Annotated in this window: 15 protein-coding genes, 1 tRNA gene and 2 other annotated features; of the genes, 7 read left to right on the forward strand and 9 right to left on the reverse strand. The window is 37.6% G+C overall.

Annotated elements, in window-relative coordinates; genetic code table 11:
• Nucleotides 1-102: 102 nt before the first annotated feature.
• Both IGJ20_RS08730 and IGJ20_RS08735 read left to right on the forward strand, forming a co-directional pair.
• Entirely contained in the window at nt 103-618 is a 516-nt protein-coding gene (locus IGJ20_RS08730; protein ID WP_202522594.1) for a YbhB/YbcL family Raf kinase inhibitor-like protein, read from the forward strand.
• Between the two features lie 16 nt (nt 619-634).
• Nucleotides 635-1,867 (forward strand): multidrug efflux MFS transporter, encoded by a 1,233-nt coding sequence (locus tag IGJ20_RS08735; RefSeq protein ID WP_202522595.1) that lies wholly within the window; start codon nt 635-637, stop codon nt 1,865-1,867.
• A gap of 186 nt (nt 1,868-2,053) precedes the next feature.
• Here the strand turns inward: IGJ20_RS08735 and mnmA are convergent, their stop codons facing one another.
• The 4 genes from mnmA to IGJ20_RS08755 form a co-directional block, all read right to left on the reverse strand.
• Entirely contained in the window at nt 2,054-3,178 is a 1,125-nt protein-coding gene (mnmA, locus tag IGJ20_RS08740; protein WP_002362075.1) for a tRNA 2-thiouridine(34) synthase MnmA, read from the reverse strand.
• 225 nt (nt 3,179-3,403) lie between these two features.
• Entirely contained in the window at nt 3,404-3,748 is a 345-nt protein-coding gene (locus IGJ20_RS08745; protein ID WP_002356959.1) for a DUF1831 domain-containing protein, read from the reverse strand.
• A 67-nt stretch (nt 3,749-3,815) separates the two neighbouring features.
• Nucleotides 3,816-4,961, reverse strand: a complete 1,146-nt coding sequence (locus IGJ20_RS08750; protein ID WP_033594295.1) for a cysteine desulfurase family protein — start codon at nt 4,959-4,961, stop codon at nt 3,816-3,818.
• Nucleotides 4,962-5,117: 156 nt separating this feature from the next.
• Entirely contained in the window at nt 5,118-6,092 is a 975-nt protein-coding gene (locus IGJ20_RS08755; RefSeq protein WP_202522596.1) for a ribose-phosphate diphosphokinase, read from the reverse strand.
• Between the two features lie 212 nt (nt 6,093-6,304).
• Between IGJ20_RS08755 and IGJ20_RS08760 the strand changes: the two genes are divergently transcribed.
• From IGJ20_RS08760 to IGJ20_RS08770, 3 genes are read left to right on the forward strand one after another with little or no spacing between them, the layout of a single operon-like run.
• Nucleotides 6,305-7,054 carry a metal ABC transporter ATP-binding protein gene (locus IGJ20_RS08760; RefSeq protein ID WP_002360005.1) on the forward strand — a complete coding sequence of 250 codons (750 nt, stop codon included), beginning with the start codon at nt 6,305-6,307 and terminating at the stop codon, nt 7,052-7,054.
• Nucleotides 7,051-7,920, forward strand: coding sequence for a metal ABC transporter permease (locus tag IGJ20_RS08765; protein WP_002377030.1), 870 nt, complete (start codon nt 7,051-7,053; stop codon nt 7,918-7,920). Before IGJ20_RS08760 ends, IGJ20_RS08765 begins: the two co-directional genes overlap by 4 nt.
• A complete protein-coding gene (locus tag IGJ20_RS08770; protein ID WP_002356954.1) occupies nt 7,907-8,833 on the forward strand; it encodes a metal ABC transporter substrate-binding protein in 927 nt (308 codons plus the stop codon). The genes IGJ20_RS08765 and IGJ20_RS08770 overlap by 14 nt, the downstream gene beginning before the upstream one ends.
• A 54-nt stretch (nt 8,834-8,887) precedes the next feature.
• On the opposite strand, the gene IGJ20_RS08775 is transcribed toward IGJ20_RS08770, so the two are convergent.
• The 5 genes from IGJ20_RS08775 to IGJ20_RS08795 form a co-directional block, all read right to left on the reverse strand.
• The gene (locus IGJ20_RS08775; protein ID WP_033594293.1) at nt 8,888-10,426 is read right to left on the reverse strand and encodes an ABC-F family ATP-binding cassette domain-containing protein; all 1,539 of its coding nucleotides are present in this window, start codon (nt 10,424-10,426) and stop codon (nt 8,888-8,890) included.
• A gap of 369 nt (nt 10,427-10,795) precedes the next feature.
• Nucleotides 10,796-11,989, reverse strand: a complete 1,194-nt coding sequence (locus IGJ20_RS08780; protein WP_010816628.1) for an amidohydrolase — start codon at nt 11,987-11,989, stop codon at nt 10,796-10,798.
• 14 nt (nt 11,990-12,003) lie between these two features.
• Nucleotides 12,004-12,837 (reverse strand): MetQ/NlpA family ABC transporter substrate-binding protein, encoded by an 834-nt coding sequence (locus IGJ20_RS08785; RefSeq protein ID WP_202522597.1) that lies wholly within the window; start codon nt 12,835-12,837, stop codon nt 12,004-12,006.
• A 19-nt stretch (nt 12,838-12,856) separates the two neighbouring features.
• The gene (locus IGJ20_RS08790) at nt 12,857-13,537 is read right to left on the reverse strand and encodes a methionine ABC transporter permease (protein WP_002359998.1); all 681 of its coding nucleotides are present in this window, start codon (nt 13,535-13,537) and stop codon (nt 12,857-12,859) included.
• Nucleotides 13,538-13,555: 18 nt separating this feature from the next.
• Nucleotides 13,556-14,626 carry a methionine ABC transporter ATP-binding protein gene (locus IGJ20_RS08795; RefSeq protein ID WP_010777802.1) on the reverse strand — a complete coding sequence of 357 codons (1,071 nt, stop codon included), beginning with the start codon at nt 14,624-14,626 and terminating at the stop codon, nt 13,556-13,558.
• An 85-nt stretch (nt 14,627-14,711) separates the two neighbouring features.
• Nucleotides 14,712-14,962, reverse strand: a binding site (T-box leader).
• 199 nt (nt 14,963-15,161) lie between these two features.
• Nucleotides 15,162-15,407 (reverse strand) — a binding site (T-box leader).
• Nucleotides 15,408-15,670: 263 nt separating this feature from the next.
• Here IGJ20_RS08795 and IGJ20_RS08800 point away from each other — a divergent pair.
• A tRNA-Thr gene (locus IGJ20_RS08800) sits at nt 15,671-15,743 on the forward strand.
• A gap of 156 nt (nt 15,744-15,899) precedes the next feature.
• Entirely contained in the window at nt 15,900-17,390 is a 1,491-nt protein-coding gene (locus IGJ20_RS08805) for a glucosyltransferase domain-containing protein (RefSeq protein ID WP_202522598.1), read from the forward strand.
• The last annotated feature ends 3 nt before the right edge of the window (nt 17,391-17,393 follow it).

Below are 17,393 nucleotides of genomic sequence, written 5' to 3' on the forward strand. Positions count from 1 at the left end.
GACAATTATTAGTTTATCATATCTATTGACTCTTTTTAAACTATAAATTATAGTTTATAATAATAATTTGTAAACATCATTTTTGAAAGAAGGCTGTTTGGCATGCATGTTACCAACCGTTCTCATTTGGCCAATCGTTATGGCAAACGAACCAGTGCAGAATTTTTATTACACGAACGTCCTATTTTATCTTTTCCTATTTCTTTAGCGGCCATTCCTAAAGAAGCCCGTTATTTATCCTGGGAATTAATTGATTATGACACGATTCCTCTAATCGGTTTCCCTTTTATTCATTGGTTAGCTGCCAATGTTCCTGTAACCAATGAGATTCCTGAAGACTTTAGTCGAACAGCACTCAAGCCTACCATTCAAGGAAAAAATAGTCTTGCTTCTCCTTTGGGGAAACAGATGATTCCTGCGCTTGCCACTGAAACGTTACCTGAGTTAACCGAACGTTATCTGGGGTTAAGCCCTCGCTCTGGTGTGCACACCTATACGTTATATGTATACGCTACAAAAAATCCACTAAATTTAAAAGAAGGCTTTTTTGCGAATAAATTGCATCAAGCATTGAATGATCAACGACTCGCCAAAGCCAAATTTGAATTTCTTTACTAGAAAGTGAGGAAATAGAATGTATGAATTAATTAAAAGTAAAATTTTCCGTCCAAAACAACCTTGGGAAAAAAATCTGCTCGTTTTATGGTTTGGCACATTTATGGCTGGTATTGGCTTTAGCTTAGTGATGCCATTTATGCCTCTTTATATCAACACATTAGGTACTTTTACCCACCAACAATTGAATTTTTGGAGCGGAATCACGTTCTCTTCCACTTTTTTAGTCACAACCATTGTTTCACCTTGGTGGGGCCGTTTAGCCGACCGAAAAGGACGCAAGTTAATGTTATTACGCGCTTCATTAGGGATGGCTATCGTCATTAGTTTAATGGGCGCAGTCACAAGTGTTTATCAATTGATTGGCTTACGCTTATTACAAGGTGTTTTTTCTGGTTATATCAGTAATGCGACTGCGTTAGTTGCTACAGGCACACCTAAGGAAAAAAGCGGTCAAGTGCTTGGTACTTTAGCCACTGGTTCTGTTACCGGCACGTTGCTTGGTCCTCTTTTGGGCGGTGTCACTGCGTCTATTTTCGGTTATCGGCCAACCTTTTTCATTACTGGTACGATTTTATTACTCGTTTTTGTTTTGAGTCTCGTCTTTGTCCATGAAGAGTTTGTGCCAATTGAAAAAAATCAAGCCGCATCTGGGAAACAAATTTTAAAAAAACTAGAACATCCCCACGTGATTCTTGGAATGTTTATTACGACATTAATCATTCAAGCTTCCAATAATTCAATTAGTCCCATCATCAGTTTATATATTCAACAATTGTTGGGTGGTCACGGAAATGTCACCTTAATTAGCGGAGTCATTGCTTCTATTCCAGGGATTGCAACGTTAATAGCCGCCCCTCGTTTCGGCCGGTTAGGCGATCGTATTGGCAGTGAACGCATCTTGACAATTGGCTTAATTTTAGCCATTTTCGTTTACCTACCAATGGCCTTTGTTCAAAATGTCTGGCAACTTGCTATGCTTCGTTTCTTAGTTGGGATTTCCGATGCCTGTTTACTACCAGCTGTTCAAACGTTGATCACTCGTTATTCCCCAAGTGACGCTGCAGGTCGCATTTTCAGTTACAATCAATCTTTCCAAGCGACAGGAAATGTGATTGGTCCTATGATTGGTTCAAGCGTATCTGCCGCTTTCGGTTATCGTGGGGTCTTTATTTCCACTTCTTGTCTGGTTCTCATTAACCTTCTATGGGTTCGTCGAAGCACCGCCGAATTAAAAAAAAGAGAAAAATGATGACTAAGTTATAAACAGAAAAGTTATCCACAATTTGAATTTTTAATTTTTCTCTTTTTCTTATTTTAAAAAAAATAGGCATATAAAATAAAAAAGAAAAGCGGATATTTACTGGTTTTATGACCAGCATATCCGCTTTTCTTTTGGTTAACTTCATCCTTTTTGTTTCACAACTCGTGAAACTTTTTAGACGTATTGTAGTTCTTTTTCATCTTGGTAGGCGCGATCAATTAAGCCGCCACCTAAGCATTCCATTCCATCATAAAAAACAACAGCTTGGCCTGGAGTAACTGCGCGCGCTGGTTCCTTAAACGTAACGGTTGCTTTTGTGCCATCTTCAGATAAGGAAACATGCACTGGGATATCTGCTTGACGATAACGGAATTTAGCCGTACAGTCAAACTCTTTTGGCATTGGTGTATCAACAGTAAAATGAACCTCACTAGCTTCTAAATGTGTTGCATATAGTTTTTCATGGTGAAATCCTTGTCCCACATATAATGTATTGGTGGTTAAATCTTTCCCAATCACAAACCATGGTTCTTGTGTTTTACCGCCGCCACCAATTCCTAAGCCTTGGCGTTGACCGATAGTATAATACATCAGACCATCATGTTGTCCTTTGATTTCGCCATCTTCTGTCACCATGTTGCCTTTTTTAGCTGGTAAATAATTACTCAAAAATTCTTTGAAATTCTTTTCACCAATAAAACAAACGCCCGTTGAGTCTTTTTTCTTGGCTGTGGCTAATCCAGCACGTTCAGCAATTGCACGAACTTCTGATTTTTCCATGCCACCCAATGGAAACATTGTTTTTGCCAATTGGGCTTGTGATAATTGGCTTAAAAAATAGGTTTGGTCTTTATTATTGTCAATTCCACGTAACATATGCACTACGCCATTTTCATCCGTTTCTACTTGCGCATAGTGGCCAGTTGCAACATAGTCAGCGCCTAGTTGCATAGCATAATCTAGGAATGCTTTAAATTTAATTTCTTTATTACACATGACATCTGGATTTGGTGTCCGTCCTAACCGATATTCTGCTAAAAAATATTCAAACACACGGTCCCAATATTCTTTTTCAAAATTGACCGAATAATACGGAATCCCAATTTGATCCGCTACTTTTGCGACATCTTTATAATCCTCAGTTGCGGTACAGACACCATTTTCGTCTGTATCGTCCCAATTTTTCATAAAGATCCCAATTACATCATAGCCTTGCTCTTTTAAAAGCAACGCTGTGACAGATGAATCGACACCGCCACTCATGCCTACCACGACACGCGTTTTGCTGTTATCTGCCATTTTATCACCATCATTTCAATTAGATTCTGAAATCATCCACGATTTGAAGGTCGTAACTTTTCAGTGCTTTTCATTATACTATTTTTTTGAAATAAGTAAAGCAAGCCGGGCGTATAATGAGAAAATACTTGGAACAAAGACACAGCGAACAAGCTATTGCTTTCAAATAAACAGAAAACCTGAAGGAACAAGCTACTTTCACTTGTTTCTTCAGGTTTCTCTAAATTATTCTACTTTCTCTAATACACCACGGCTAATTAAGCCATCCATTAAGAAAAAGTATTTTTCTTTACTCATTTCATGTTGTTCATTCTTGAAAATATTCATTGGTTTTAAACCATTTGCCGTTGTAATGGACATTTTCAACTCTTTTAGATCAGCAGTGATCGTAATTTTCAATTTGAAGCCTTCATTTCTCTGAGGCGTTGGATCTAAGGAACGAATCAATTGAAAGTTCCCTGATTTTGTTTCAGTAAAGCCGTTATCTTTTAATGTATAGCGTTTTGCACTAGGATGTACTTTGTAAAAAACTGTTGAGCCTTCAACAGCAGCCGTTGTTGTAAATGCCATGGGTTCCACCTCGTTATTTTCATTGTTATCTTCATTATAGCGAAAACCTGTAGCTGCCGCAATCAGATTATTTTTTCAATTGTTGAATCACTGCAACTAGTACTTTAGAAAAAGTCGCAATTTCTTCTGGTGTGTTCCCGTAGCCAAAACTAATCCTGATTGATTCTTTAATAGCCGAGGAATTTTCTCCATACATCGCTGTCAACACGTGCGAAGGATCCACAGTTCCCGCTGTACAAGCCGAGCCAGTTGAAATCGCAATACCTCTTAAGTCCAAATGCATTAAGAGCAAATCACTAGGAATTCCTTTTAAATGAAGATTTAAGACATGCGCTAAACGATTCGTTGGTTCACCATTAATTGAAAAATCAATATTGGCTTCTTCTAACGCTTTTAAAATAATCGTTTGAAAACTTTGATAGGCTGTTTTTCTTGCTTGCTTTTCTGCAGAAGTTAGTAATGAAACGGCAGTACCCATGCCAATAATTCCAGCTAAGTTTTCCGTGCCCGCACGTCGTTTTTCTTCTTGTTCCCCACCATGTAAAAGAGGTGGTAATTGGATTGCATCGCTTTTAAATAAAAAACCTACGCCTTTTGGACCATTGATTTTATGAGCGGAAATACTTAATAAGTCGATCCCTAATTCATGAGGTAAAATGACTTCACTTCCATAAGCTTGGACGGCATCTGTATGAAAAATCGCCGAATGATTTTTAAGAATTGCACCAACTTCAGCAATTGGTAATCGATTTCCAATTTCATTATTGCCATACATCATTGAAACCAAGATCGTTTCTTCGCGTAAAGACTTTTTGAATTGATCCATTGAAATCTGACCATTTTCATTCACAGGCAAGTAAGTCACTTCAAAGCCTAACGTTTCTAAGTATTCCATCGTTCGTAACACAGCGGGATGTTCAATTGCCGTAGTAATAATATGTTTTCCTTCCTTTTGACGAGAAAAAGCAACTGCCAAGATGGCTGTGTTATCCCCTTCTGTGCCACCACTATTAAAAATAATTTCGTGGGGTTTGGCTTGTAAGCTCTCGGCAATCGTTTGACGCACTTCTTCCAGAAGACCGTGTGCCTTTCGTCCAAACTGATGAATACTTGATGGATTGCCAAAAGTCGTTTGCATATTTTCAGTCATCGCTTGAATGACCGTTGGATGAAGCGGTGTTGTTGCCGCATGATCTAAATAAATGGGTTCCAAATGACTCGTCCCTTTCCTTATGTTCTGGCGTTATTCTAGCATAAAAAGCTTAAAACACAAAATCAGAATACTTTCTCTTCTATTTATAAAAGAGATAAGAAAAATAGGCCCAACACTATTAAAGTTGTTAGACCTATTTCTAGTTTAAGGAATCACTTATTCTCCTATTGGTTCTAAACGGAATAATGGACTCATTGGTTTATTTTCATGGATACGAAGTAACGCTTCCCCCATTAACTCAGCGCAAGAAATAATATTCAAGGTTGCTGGTTGGCGGTCTGCTGTCGTATAAACAGAGTCAGTAATACTAATTTCCTTAATTGGCGCATTTTCTAAGGTTGCTTTTGCGCCTTCTGATAACAAACCATGCGAGGCGCAAGCATACACTTCTTGCGCACCATTTTTCATTAAAACTTCCGCCGCTGTGGCTAACGTTTGACCAGTATTCAAAATGTCATCAACAAGAATACATTTTTTCCCAGCGACATTCCCAATAACGTAACCTTCTTGGCGCACCCCATCGATCTCTTCATGGTCGACAATTGCTAAGGTCGCATCTAAGTACTCCGATAAACTACGTGCGCGTTGAACGCCACTGTTTTTAGGCGAAACAATCACAATTTCTTCCCCTACTAATGCTTGTTGACGATAATAATGAGCAAACAAAGGCATTGTAAATAAATTATCTACTGGGATATCAAAAAATCCTTGGACTTGAACAGTATGCAAGTCTAATGTCAACAAACGTGTTGCGCCTGCCTCTACCAACATATTAGCAACTAATTTCGCAGTAATGGGTTCTCTTGGTTTCGCTGTGCGGTCTTGGCGAGCATAACCATAGTAAGGCAAAATAACATTAATTGTTTTTGCGCTAGCACGTTTTAATGCATCAATTAAAATAAGCAATTCCATCAAATGATCATTTACAGGGGCATTCGTTGCTTGGATGATGTAGACATGATCGCCACGAATACTTTCTTCAATATTAATTTGAATTTCGCCATCACTAAATTGGCGCACGGTGCTTTTTCCTAATTCTGTTCCTACTGATGCTGCGATTTTTTCAGCAAGTGGTCGATTTGCATTTAAACTGAAGATGCGTAAGGTGTCATCTTGATAGTTTTCGGTCATGATATCCTCCGTCAATATAAAATAATAGTCGTTTTCATTCATATTCTACCATTTTTTGTCATAAAAATCATGGGATCCTCCTTAATTTATTGAAAGAAACGGTTTTCTTTGTGAAAAAAGCGCTTGTATTTAGGTGCGCCTAAAAATTATTTGCATTTTCTTAAACTATCCCTTATACTGATTTTAAGGCAAACCTAAAAAGGAGGAATTTCATGAGAAAAAGCTTTAACTTAGCTGTTCAAGCGTTAACCGTTCAATATCAAGGACGGACCGCTTTAAATAATATCCACGTTACTATTCCCTCCGGTAAAATTACTGGAATTATCGGACCAAATGGTGCTGGAAAGTCAACATTTATTAAAGGGTTATTAGGCTTGATTAAAACAAAGGAACGTGATGTTTTGTTAAATAATCAAGCGATTGACCAACAAAAAACAACCATTGCCTATGTAGAACAACGTAGCGCCTTGGATCTTAGTTTCCCCATTAGCGTTTTTGAAACGGTCTTGCTAGGAACCTATCCAAACTTGGGACTATTAAAACGCCCAGGAAAGAAAGAAAAGCAAGCAGCCATGGCTGCATTAAAAATGGTGCAATTAGAAGACTATGCGCAACGCCAGATTGGCGAACTTTCTGGTGGCCAATTACAACGTGTGTTTATCGCCCGTGTTTTGGCCCAAGGTGCTGAGGTGATTTTTTTAGATGAACCTTTCGTCGGCATTGATATGTCTAGTGAAAAAGTGATTATGGATATTCTCAAATCATTAAAAAATCAAGGTAAAATGATTATCATTGTTCACCATGATTTGCACAAAGTGTCCCACTATTTTGATGAATTAATCGTTTTGAAAAACCGGCTAATTGCTGCGGGTCCTGTTGAACAAACGTTTACTGCAGAAACGCTCCAAGAAGCATACGGTGATTTGTTAGGTGATTTATTAATACAGGGGGTTGCAAAATGATTGCTGCATTTATTGATGGTTTATTCCGTTATCAATTTTTACAAAATGCCCTTTTGACGTCTGTAATTGTCGGACTCATTTCAGGGGTAATTGGTTCATTCATTATTTTACGTGGGATGTCTTTGATGGGTGATGCGATTTCCCATGCCGTTTTACCAGGGGTCGCTGTTTCTTATATGTTTGGTTTCAATTATATTTTTGGCGCTTCTATTTTTGGCTTACTAGCTGCATTATCGATCGGCTTTATTACCCAAAAAAGTCCACTAAAAAATGATACTGCCATTGGTGTTGTCTTTAGTTCTTTTTTTGCTTTAGGGATTATTTTTATCTCTTTTGCAAAAAGTTCCACCGATTTATATCATATTCTGTTTGGAAATGTATTAGCGGTCGCAGATACCGATATTTTAATTACTTGTGTCGTCGGCGTGATTGTTTTGATTTTTGTGGCATTGTTTTATAAAGAGTTGCAACTCACTTCTTTTGATCCCACAATGGCTCAGGCTTATGGTTTAAATATTCAATTTTTCCACTATGCATTGATGTTTTTACTAACATTAGTCGCTGTTTCTTCTTTGCAAACCGTCGGAACTATTTTAGTCATTGCCATGCTGATTACACCAGCGGCAACAGCTTATCTATTAACAAATCACTTACCGACAATGATTGGCTTAGCCTCTACTTTTGGGATTTTAAGTTCAGTGATTGGCCTATTCTTTAGTTATTCTTATAACTTAGCTTCTGGTGCGACGATTGTTTTAACCGCCGCCTTATTCTTTTTATTGGCTTTCTTTTTCTCACCAAAGAAAGGCCTAGTATTTGTAAACCGTCAGAAAGAAATGGAGGAATCAACGAATGAAAAAATTTAGTTTATTTTTTTTAACACTTTTAGCAGGGTTAACGTTAGCTGCTTGCGGGAATCAAGCCGCTGAAAAGAAAGAAAAATTAGCAATTGTGACAACGAACTCGATCCTATCTGATTTAGTGAAAAATGTTGGACAAGACAAAATTGAGCTGCATAGTATTGTGCCAATTGGGACAGACCCTCACGAATATGAACCGTTACCAGAAGACATTGCGAAAGCTTCTGAAGCGGACATTTTATTCTTTAACGGCTTGAACTTAGAAACAGGCGGAAATGGCTGGTTTAACAAATTAATGAAAACGGCCAAAAAAGTTGAGAATAAAGATTACTTTTCTACAAGCAAAAATGTTACGCCACAATATTTAACAAGTGCCGGTCAAGAACAAACAGAAGATCCACATGCTTGGTTAGACATTGAAAATGGCATTAAATATGTAGAAAACATTCGTGACGTGTTAGTAGAAAAAGATCCAAAAAATAAAGATTTCTATACAGAAAACGCGAAAAATTATACCGAAAAACTTAGCAAACTACATGAGGAAGCCAAAGCTAAATTTGCTGATATTCCTGATGATAAAAAATTATTAGTTACAAGTGAAGGTGCCTTTAAATATTTCTCCAAAGCTTATGATTTAAATGCCGCTTATATTTGGGAAATTAACACAGAAAGTCAAGGAACACCTGAACAAATGACCACGATTATTGATACCATTAAGAAATCAAAAGCACCTGTGTTATTTGTTGAAACCAGTGTCGATAAACGTAGTATGGAACGGGTCTCAAAAGAAGTGAAACGACCAATTTACGATACACTTTTCACAGACTCTCTTGCCAAAGAAGGAACAGAAGGCGATACGTACTACAGCATGATGAACTGGAATTTAACAAAAATCCATGATGGCTTAATGAGTAAATAAATAATAAAGAAGAAAGAACCAAGTTGACTCCCCCTCAACTTGGTTCTTTCTTCTTTATTTAACTAATTCCTCAATATCAATTACTCGATCCACAATTTCTTCATAAAAATCTGCTTCATGGGAAACCAGAAAAACCGTTCCTGGGTAAACGTGAATTGCTTCTTGTAAACTTTTTTTGGCCGCTTCATCAATATGATTGGTTGGCTCATCTAAAAATAACAAATTACTAGTTTGCATCATTAGTTCCGCTAGTTTTACTTTTGTTTGCTCACCACCACTTAACAGGGCTAGTGACTGCATTGCTAACTTATCTGGTAAACCTGCTCTAGCCAAATGACTTCTTCGCTCTTTAATCGTTGTATCTGGAAAACGATCTGATAAATAGTCTAGCGGCGTTAACTGCTCATTAGGCCACGCCAAGTCTTGGGTAAAATAAGCAATTTTGGTATTCAGCGGATAATGAAATTCTCCATCTAATGAAGAAATCACTTTCGTCAACGTTTTAATTAATGTTGATTTGCCAATCCCATTAAAGCCTTTCAATGCGACTTTTTCACCGACATGAACCATTAAATCTAACGGTTCTAACAAAGGTTCCCGATAGCCGACAACTAACTTCTGGGTCGTTAGTGCTTGCGTTGCAACTAACCCTTGATAAGGAAATTCAATCGCTGGCTTAGTCAAGGAACCTGGCGGAGTCAATCGTTCCAACCGGTCCAATTGTTTTTGTCGACTTTTAGCCATCGTTGCTCGATTTCCAGCTTTGTATTTACGAATATAGGCTTCCATTTTTTCAATTTTTTCTTGTTGGGCCTGATACTGTTTCAAATAGGTTTGTTTATTCTGCTCTTTTTGTGCAAAAGATTTTTCTACATTTCCAGTATATTTGGTTAACTTGCCAAACTCAATGTCTGCGATGCAATTCGTCACTTCATTTAAAAATTGATAATCATGGGAGACTAATAGAAAGCTTCCTTCAAAATTATTCAGATAGCGAACAAGCCATTGAATATGTGTATCATCTAAATAGTTGGTGGGTTCATCTAAAAGTAACACATCAGGGGCCTCTAACAATAATTTTGCTAAAATCACTTTTGAACGTTGACCACCGCTTAGCTCCCCTAACTTTTTATCCAAACCAATTGCTTGTAGTCCTAACCCATTGGCTAAATCCTGAATAATCGTGTCGATTTGGTAAAAATTACTTTCATCTAAATCTGTTTGTAACTTGCCTGCTTGTTCTAAAAGTTTTTCCGAAGCCGTTTGACTGTATTCTTCATAAAGTTTTGTCAGTTTCGCTTCTTTATCAAAAAGTTCTTGAAAGGCTTGTTTCAAAAAATCAACCATCGTTAGTGATTGTTCTACAGAAACGTGCTGATCCAAGTACCCAATCTTGCAATTTTTTTGCCACTGAATCGTTCCTTCGTCTGGCAATACTTCCCCCGTTAAAATTTTAATTAAGGTGGATTTGCCGACACCATTTTGGCCAGTTAAGCCTAAATGATCCCCTTTATTCACTTGCAATGAAGCCTCTTCATACAAAACCTTTTCGCCAAATCGATGCGTTAAATGTTCAATAGTTAAAATACTCATTTTCGTCACTTCTTTCTTGTTAACTGATTATTTTGGGACAACAAAAAAAGAACCACGTCTGCACGTCGTCCATCCTGACAGAAATCCCGACAACCGCTTGTACGTACACTCAAATAAGACTAGCTTTTCTAGTCAAAAAATGTCCTATCAAGCGATGAAGAAATTAATTGCTCGGCTCCACAACAGTGCTTCATCTGTTCTTAAACTATCGGGAGCTACTTTTCTTGTTAATTTATCAGTTAAAACAAAAAACATGTGAATCACCTTTCTTATGCTTGTATTCTACCATAGAATGACAAGAAAGCAAGCCACGTTGGTTTATAACGAAAGGAGCCCACAAACCATCATTTTGTCGGCTCCCTATCCCTATTATTCTGATAAATAATTTAATGCATAGCGTACGTGGTACTCTGCTGCTAAAAGTAAGGCACGTTCATCAATATCAAATTGTTCATGATGGTGTCCAAAATGAGTAGCAGGATTTTCAGGGTTTCGTGAACCGACCCGTCCATAGATACCAGGAATTACCGCTAAGTAATCAGCAAAATCATCCGCCCCTAAACTTTTAGGATGATCGGTCACAACATTTTCAAAACCAACAATTTCACTGGCTACCTGCTGTGCACGGTTGGTTGCTTGTTCTTCATTAATTAATGGATTCGCTGCCGCATAAACAGAAAAATCAGCAATTTCTGTGCGATGAGACTGGGCAATTTCATGGGCAATTTCTTCGACTCGTTGTAAAACAAATTGGCGCGTTTCCTGACTAAATGTTCGAACAGTACCTTCAATGGTTGCATGGTTTGCTACAATATTATAGCGTGTTCCTGCTTGTAAAACGCCAATTCCTACTACGACAGAATCTAAAGGATCAATCTCGCGAGCTACAATTTTTTGTAATTCCACAACGATACTGGCCGCTGCTAAAACAGCATCTCGGCCATTCTGTGGTTGGGCGACGTGACTACTTTGACCACTGACTTCAATTTTAAAAATATCACAAGAGGCGTTGGTGGCGCCTTTGGTAGCGACTAATTTCCCGACTGGCACACTGGAATCTAAATGAATCCCAAACACTTGGTCGATTGCTTCTAAATAATTTCCTTCCACAAATTGTCGAGCGCCTGCACCAATTTCTTCAGCTGGCTGGAAGGCCAGTTTAACCGTTCCTGAAAAGGTATCCTGATGTTTTTTGAGCACTTTAGCTGCACCTAGCAATGCTGCAGCATGACCATCGTGTCCACAAGCATGATTGAGTCCTGGATTTTTAGAAGCATAGGCAGCGCCTGTTGCATCTGGTAATTCCAACGCATCAATATCTGCACGTAACAAAATCGTTTTGCCAGCGCCAAGACCTCCTTCAATGGTTGCTAAAACACCCGTTTCCCCTACTTCTACAAAAGGAATAGCTAAGGCTAGTAGTTCTTCTTTAATTCTCTTAATCGTTTCATATTCTTTTAAACTTGCTTCAGGATATTGATGAAAATGACGTCTTAAATGGATTATCCATTCCTTTTCTGTAGCAATAGCTTCTTGGATTGTTTGAATCGTTGTTGTACTCATTATAAATGCCTCCTTTATTTTTTACCAAATGTTTCCCAGGCTGGAACATTGGCGCCTTTTGATGTTTCTGCAATGACCTTTTTCGTTTGTTCTTGTTGATATTCTTCTACAACTTTTTGATAAAGTTTATTCTCTTGATCTTCTTCTCGGGCCACGACAATGTTCACATAAGGTTTCGCTTTTTCGTTTACAGGTTCTAAGAAAATAGCATCTTTATCTGGTGTATACCCAGCATCGACAGCCATGCCGCTATTAATCACTGAAGCATCGACATCTTGTAAAGCGCGCGCTGTTTGCGTAGCATCTAATTCAGTTATTTTCAATTGGCGTTTATTTTCAGTAATATCACTGACAGTCGGTAGTTGCTGTTTCGCAGGATCTACTTTTATCAGTCCTGCAGTTTGTAATAAAATTAATGCCCGCCCGCCATTCGTTGGGTCATTAGGAATAGCAATTTCTCCGCCGTCTTTAATTTTCGTGATATCTTTCAATTTATTAGCGTAAATCCCCAATGGTGCATTGACTGTATTGCCAATTGATACTAATTTCGTCCCATGTTCTTTATTGTAATTGTCTAAAAAGATTTGATGCTGAAAGGCATTTAAATCAATTTCTTTTTCTGCTAATGCTGCATTTGGTTGCGTATAGTCTGTAAATTCTACCAATTGTAGATCAATATTTTTCTTTTTCAAACGGTCTTTGACCGATTCCCATTCATCATTTTTTGTTCCTACAACCCCTAGTTTAACGGTTTCTGTCTTAGTATCCTTCGCAGACCCCGATGCACAACCTGCAATCGTAAAAGCTAATACCCCAATAAGTCCAATTAATTTACTAAATTTTTTCATTTGTCATTTCTCCTTTTTTCTAATGTGATGTTTTTTTGATTAATTGATTACTAATGGCTTGACTGATAAATACCATAATTAAAATAATTAACGTGGCCATAAATGTCACATCGGTTTGAAACCGATTGTATCCTCGAGTAATCGCTAAGTTGCCCAGACCACCGGCTCCAATCGCTCCTGCCATGGCTGTTAATCCAATCAAATTAATAATTGTCACCGCTGAAACACGAATAATACTTGGTAACCCTTCAATTAGATAAACCCGAAAAATAATCCCTAAGGGACTCGTCCCCATGGCTTCTGCCGCTTCAATAACGCCAGGATCCACTTCTAATAACGCATTTTCAATTTGGCGCGCGAAGAACGGGATTACGCCAATAACTAATGGGACTAACGCTGCGGTTGTACCAATTGTCGTTCCTGCCAAAATTCGTGTTAATGGTTGAATCAGTGCGAGCATAATAATGAAAGGAATAGAGCGGCAAACATTAATAATTTTTTCTAAGACACTGTACAGGGGTGGATTTTTCAAAACACCACTGGGGCCAGTACTAACAAGCACGACACCCAACAAGACTCCTAACACACCAGCAATTAAGGCTGTCCAAAAAACCATGTATAATGTTTCCCATGTACTTTGAAGAAACTCTTGTTTTAATTGAACGACATTCGGAAAATATTTCTCAAATAATTGATACATTCTCAGTTCACTCCTTTTTTAAATCACCTGTAAATTCTGCTTTTGCTTCGTTTGCTGATAGGTTTTCAAAACATTGGTTCGCACGCCTTGTTTCGCTAAATAAGTAAGGGCTTGTTGACGCTGGGCCTCATCACCAGAAAGCACCACAATTAAATGGCCAATAGGAACGTTTTGAACAATTTCGACATTGCCATAAAGGATATTTGTATATACCTGATATTGGCTATACAATTGTGCAATTAATGGCTCGTTCGTTTGATCTCCCACATAAGAAAATTCAATTAATTCTTGATTTTTATCTAAATCAGCTAATTTAGGATGTTCAAGAATCGTGGTTAATGCTTGGTCAATATGAGTTGCTGTCCGAATAAAATCTTTGGTTAAAGGTTGTTGGGGTTGACTAAAAATCGAAACAATATCGTTTGATTCGACAACGCAGCCATTTTCCATCACCGCGACTTTATTACAAATTTCTTTAACCACTTGCATTTCATGGGTGATTAAGACAATCGTCAAGTTCAGTTCTTGATTTAACTTTTTTAACAAGGCTAAAATCTGTCCCGTTGTTTTTGGATCTAACGCACTCGTCGCTTCATCACAAAGTAAAATTTCAGGATCATTTGCTAAAGCGCGGGCAATCGCAACTCGCTGTTTTTGCCCTCCTGATAGTTGACTAGGGTACGCGTCCCGTTTTTCACTTAGTCCAACTAGCTCTAATAAATGGCTGATTTTTTGACGCCGCTCAGTTTTACTTAGCCCAGAATATTTTAATGAAAAATCGATATTACTAAATATGGTCCGCTCTTTCATCAAATTAAAATGTTGAAAAATCATTCCAATCTTTTTTCGTTGTTGTCGTAATTCCTTTTTAGAAAAAGTTAAAATATTTTCTTTGTTAATAATAACGGTGCCCGCTGTTGGTCGTTGCAATAAATTAATTACCCGTACTAGCGTACTTTTTCCAGCACCGGAATAACCAACAATTCCGTAGATATCCCCTTTATCAATTGTCAAAGAAACATCTTGGACAGCCTGAATTTCTTGTTTTTTTTGTTGAAATGTCACACTGATATTTTTTAGTTCAATCATTCTTTATCCCCCTTCATTCTTACCAACCTGCATTTTTTCATAAAAAAGAAAAAAGCATCCTCAACGACACAACTCAAGTTGTATCGTTGAGGACGCTTTTTTGCGTGTTACCACCTCATGTTCAGAATTTGCTCACACAAATTCCCTTTTCAAGTACGGAACAACATGTTCGATACCCTAGCTCGATAACGGGAGCCCCCGTCGCCGCCTTGTGTTTAACACTCGGAGCGCTTGCTCAATAGCCATTTTCCAAAACGTCTTTGTCACCTATTCTCAGCTACCTAGGCTCTCTGTTAGACAAATCAAGTCTTGTACTTACTATATCACTGCTTTTTTATTTCTATTCATTTTAAACTGATTTTCGTTTATTTTCAAAATCAAACAGACTAGAGTTAATGTTCTCTTCGAACAGCTTGTACTGTTCATCACTTACAAAGGCCATCCTGCGTCGAGTAACCGCAGACAGCATCTACTCTGTCGCTTCGCGCCAGTCGTAGTGATTCACAGCAAAAAGCCCTTCACTAGCGTTTTGCTAGTAAAGGGCGAATGATTCGCGGTACCACCTTTTTTCGAAATATAACTGATTCTTTATATCTCATCTCTTATCCAAGTCTTTATTAACTTGGTGCACATGGTAACGGGTGCTTAGCCGAAATTGCTTACTTATCAGCAATTTATTCTCAGAGGCCATCTTCAACTTTTCTGAACCTTGTCCCTTTTCACCAATCAGGACTCTCTTTTGAAGGTCATCAAAATTTACTCTTCTCTTCAACGAATGAATAGTTATCTGTGATGTTGATTTACACTTTACTAGAGAAAAAAGAGATTGTCAACAGTTTTTCTTAGAAAAAAATCATTTTTCTTTTTTTACGAAAGAGCAATTGACAAACTTTCGTCTATACGTTATTCTATTTCTTGTGCACGAGATTTGTACGATTTTTCAAAAGGAACTTTGACGATTACTCGTCGCAGTGTAGCCTTTGAAAATGAACTCTATGGGTTTCACTTCGTTGCAATCCTCGAGTTAGTTTAGCCTTTGAAAGTGCCGCCTTAGCTCAGTTGGTAGAGCACCACCATGGTAAGGTGGGGGTCGCCGGTTCAAGCCCGGCAGGTGGCTTTTTGGTAAAATCCCAACTCTTTAATAAAGAGTTGGGATTTTTTGTTTTGCCTACACTTAGTGTTCTGTCAAGATGAGAAAATAACAAAAGCAATTTCTTCATTCCACTCGTTATGGTATATTTTAATTGTTAAATAATTATTGGAGTGGAGTACAATGATGAAACAATTACCTACAGAATCAAAAAAATTTGATTTAAAGAATTGGTGTATTGAAAATAAAGCCTATCTTCTATTGATCATTTTAATTTATCAAGTGGCAGTTTTATCCATCGGCATTATCAATTTCCCTTACTTAGATGATAATGCTCGCCAAGTCGCTGGAATGACAGATTTTGGTACGACTTACGCACGTTGGGGCAGTGAATTTCTCTCATGGTTTGTTCAAGGAAGTCGTCATTTGACAGATCTGGGCTTGACCACACCGATTCTAACAGGTCTTATCTTATCTCTCACAAGCATACTGGCAATTTATATCATCAATGACCAAAAAATTAGCTGGGGTTCCTCTTTAGTAGCTACTTTAATTGGCCTCAATCCTTGGTTCCTCCAATGTCTTAGTTTCAGGTTTGATAGTCCCTATATGGCATTGAGTATTTTTTGTTCGTTTCTTCCTTTTTATTGGTGGCAGCGTAATTCTTTTACGTTTTTCTTGGTTTCTGCCTTTTCACTGTTTGTTATGTTTAATACTTACCAAGCCTCGTCAGGAATTTATATAGTTATCGTCTTATTCCTTACTTTCAAGCAGTTACTTGCTGGAGAAAATTTCATTGCTCTTTGTAAAAAAGTCGCACTTGCTGCTATCGCTTATCTACTTTCTATAGTCAGCTACCTTATCGAGTTAAAATTTGTACCTTCCGCAACAAACAACATTGGGGGCAGTCAGGCCTTACCAAGTTTGCACGATATTCCCAGTGTGGCTTATCAAAATAGTTACCATTATTTTTCAGAGCTATTGAACCAGAGTAATCGTTTATGGCTTTTATTACTGCTCCTACTGCTTGTTTTATTTTTTATTAGTCATCTATCAAATAGCAAAATCAACTTATGCTTAAGTTTCCTTTATTGTATCTTGTATTTAGGACTTGCTTCTCTCTTAAGTTTTGGTATTTTTATTGTCTATTCAAGGAATATCGCAGGTGATGCGCCTCGCTATATTTACGGATTTGCTGTTTTTGTTACAATCAGCATGTTAAGTTTATTTAACAATCGACAAGTGAAAGCAATTTATCTAACTTCGTTACTTGTGGCCAGCTTGTTATCTTATTATATTTTATCGTTTGTTTTGGTGTATTCTTCCACATTAAACTATCAAAAAGAAGCATTCAATCGCCAAGCAGCTGTTTTAACAGATGATTTAAAAAATGTTGTAACAAACGAACGAAAAAAAGTTTATTTAAATACGTTTTTCAAAAATTCAACTGTTTATGCTAATACAAGTCGAAACTACCCAATTCTTTCAAAAATTGTGCCACCAAATGACGGTCTATATTTCCCTAATTACGTTTGGTTCAATACTTCATCGAATTTAGGAGTAGAGATGGCACCACTGAAAGATACGGATATGTCTAAAAATCAAAAAGTAGTAAGTAATCACTTTTATGACATTTATACAAACAACAAAGAAATATTTGTGTTTATGAAATAATTT

Source organism: Enterococcus sp. DIV0294, from assembly GCF_050558155.1.
Classification (GTDB): Bacteria; Bacillota; Bacilli; order Lactobacillales; family Enterococcaceae; genus Enterococcus; species Enterococcus faecalis.

Bases quoted from the DNA above. Each gene is read 5' to 3' on its own strand.
- mnmA (WP_002362075.1), bottom strand. From the start codon at position 3,178: ATGGCAGATAACAGCAAAACGCGTGTCGTGGTAGGCATGAGTGGCGGT.
- IGJ20_RS08770 (WP_002356954.1), top strand. From the start codon at position 7,907: ATGAAAAAATTTAGTTTATTTTTTTTAACACTTTTAGCAGGGTTAACG.
- IGJ20_RS08730 (WP_202522594.1), top strand. From the start codon at position 103: ATGCATGTTACCAACCGTTCTCATTTGGCCAATCGTTATGGCAAACGA.
- IGJ20_RS08785 (WP_202522597.1), bottom strand. From the start codon at position 12,837: ATGAAAAAATTTAGTAAATTAATTGGACTTATTGGGGTATTAGCTTTT.
- IGJ20_RS08780 (WP_010816628.1), bottom strand. From the start codon at position 11,989: ATGAGTACAACAACGATTCAAACAATCCAAGAAGCTATTGCTACAGAA.
- IGJ20_RS08795 (WP_010777802.1), bottom strand. From the start codon at position 14,626: ATGATTGAACTAAAAAATATCAGTGTGACATTTCAACAAAAAAAACAA.
- IGJ20_RS08755 (WP_202522596.1), bottom strand. From the start codon at position 6,092: ATGACCGAAAACTATCAAGATGACACCTTACGCATCTTCAGTTTAAAT.
- IGJ20_RS08775 (WP_033594293.1), bottom strand. From the start codon at position 10,426: ATGAGTATTTTAACTATTGAACATTTAACGCATCGATTTGGCGAAAAG.
- IGJ20_RS08735 (WP_202522595.1), top strand. From the start codon at position 635: ATGTATGAATTAATTAAAAGTAAAATTTTCCGTCCAAAACAACCTTGG.
- IGJ20_RS08790 (WP_002359998.1), bottom strand. From the start codon at position 13,537: ATGTATCAATTATTTGAGAAATATTTTCCGAATGTCGTTCAATTAAAA.
- IGJ20_RS08805 (WP_202522598.1), top strand. From the start codon at position 15,900: ATGATGAAACAATTACCTACAGAATCAAAAAAATTTGATTTAAAGAAT.
- IGJ20_RS08760 (WP_002360005.1), top strand. From the start codon at position 6,305: ATGAGAAAAAGCTTTAACTTAGCTGTTCAAGCGTTAACCGTTCAATAT.
- IGJ20_RS08765 (WP_002377030.1), top strand. From the start codon at position 7,051: ATGATTGCTGCATTTATTGATGGTTTATTCCGTTATCAATTTTTACAA.
- IGJ20_RS08745 (WP_002356959.1), bottom strand. From the start codon at position 3,748: ATGGCATTTACAACAACGGCTGCTGTTGAAGGCTCAACAGTTTTTTAC.